The organism is Rhodovulum sp. PH10 (assembly GCF_000293785.1).
Classification (GTDB): domain Bacteria; phylum Pseudomonadota; class Alphaproteobacteria; order Rhizobiales; family Xanthobacteraceae; genus Rhodoplanes.
The window spans coordinates 1-1,537 of the sequence record NZ_AKZI01000088.1 but is presented as its reverse complement, the minus strand read 5'-3'; the positions used below and the strand labels follow the sequence as shown (position 1 = coordinate 1,537).

The 1,537-nt window shown below is 67.2% G+C and carries 1 protein-coding gene; it reads left to right on the top strand.

Features of this window, described 5'->3' with window-relative positions; genetic code table 11:
• Positions 1-149: 149 nt before the first annotated feature.
• Positions 150-1,424 carry an IS256 family transposase gene (locus A33M_RS14670; protein ID WP_040620768.1) on the top strand — a complete coding sequence of 425 codons (1,275 nt, stop codon included), beginning with the start codon at positions 150-152 and terminating at the stop codon, positions 1,422-1,424.
• Positions 1,425-1,537 lie beyond the last annotated feature (113 nt).

Genomic DNA, 1,537 nt, shown 5'->3' with positions numbered 1-1,537 from the left:
AGGAGTTTCGTGAGGGCCTCGCCGAAAACGGGACCTTGATAAGCGCCGTGGTGCCGTCGCGGGAGTGGTGGGAATTGAGGGTGGCGTAGTCTCCGGGGTTCTGAACCTCGAATCATCCGGCGTTGGCGCGCCGGACTGGAGACCACGCCATGACGAGCCCTACCACGAAGAGTGCCATCTCGCAGCCGGCCGCCGAGCCGACCTCCTGCCTTTTCGACAACTGGATCGATCCGATCGAGACCGCGGTGCGCCGCCGTGTTCGATCGTTCATCGAAGCGCTGATCGAGAGCGAGCTCGAAGCTGCCTTGGACCGTCCGCGCTATGGCCGGCGAGCGACCGTGAACGATGATTCGGAGGAGCCTTCGCCGGGCGCTGTCGGATACCGACACGGTAAGCGGACGCGCAAGCTGACGGGAACGTTCGGGACCACCGAGATCGCCGTGCCGCGGGCGCGGCTGGTGCGGCCGGATGGCGGCACGACGGAATGGAAGAGCCAGGCACTTCGCGCCTATCAGCGCCGCACGGTCGCCGCCGACGCGCTGATCGCCAGCAGCTATCTCGCCGGCACCAACACGCGACGGGTCCGGCGAGCGCTGGCGACGCTGTTCGGTGGCGCGATCGGCAAGGACATCGTGAGCCGGACGTGGCGCAAGGTGAAGGGCGACTGGGACGCCTGGAACGCCCGCTCGCTCGCCGGCGAGCCGATCGTGAGATTGATCCTGAACGGCACGGTGGTGCGCGTGCGGCTCGACCGCAAGGCGACCGCGATCTCGCTGCTGGTCGTGATGGGCGTGCGAGCCGACGGCCAGAAGGTGCTGCTGGCGGCACGGAGCATGGGCGGCGAGAGCGCCGAGGCGTGGCGCGCGGTGCTCGACGATCTGATTCGCCGCGGTCTGCGTCGACCGGAGTTCCTGATCGTCGACGGCGCCGCCGGGCTCGACGCCGCGATCGCCGCCGTGTGGGACGGCGTTCCGGTGCAGCGCTGCACGGTGCACAAGCATCGCAATCTGCTCGCTCACGCGCCCGAGCGCCTGCACGAGGAAATCACGTCCGACTACACCGACATGATCTACGCGGCGACCCCCGAGGAGATCGAGGCGCGCCGCAAGGCATTCCTCCGCAAATGGCGCCTGAAGCATCGCGCCGTCGCCGACAGCCTGGAGGAGGCCGGCGAGCGTCTGTTCACGTTCGCGCGGTTGCCGCCGAGCCAATGGAAGAGCGCGCGAACAACAAACGCGATCGAGCGGCTGCACGAGGAGTTCAAGCGCAGGATCAAGACGCAGACCGTGCTGCCCTCCGCCGAAACCGCCGCGATGCTGTTCTGGGCGCTGCTCGCGTCCGGTCAGATCAGCATGCGAAAGGTCGACGGCTGGCAGACCCTCGCCACGCAACCCATCGCTCACACCATTGACCTCACCGCCTGAAACGGTACCTTCAAGTGCCCGGTGATCACCTCACCCGGATTCCAACCACATTCGCGACGGCACCAGCGCCGTCGGCGAAGAGCTTCTTCAAGAATGGATGGAGGCCGAACAGC

Coding starts and splice junctions, on each gene's coding strand:
- A33M_RS14670 (WP_040620768.1), top strand. CDS start 150: ATGACGAGCCCTACCACGAAGAGTGCCATCTCGCAGCCGGCCGCCGAG.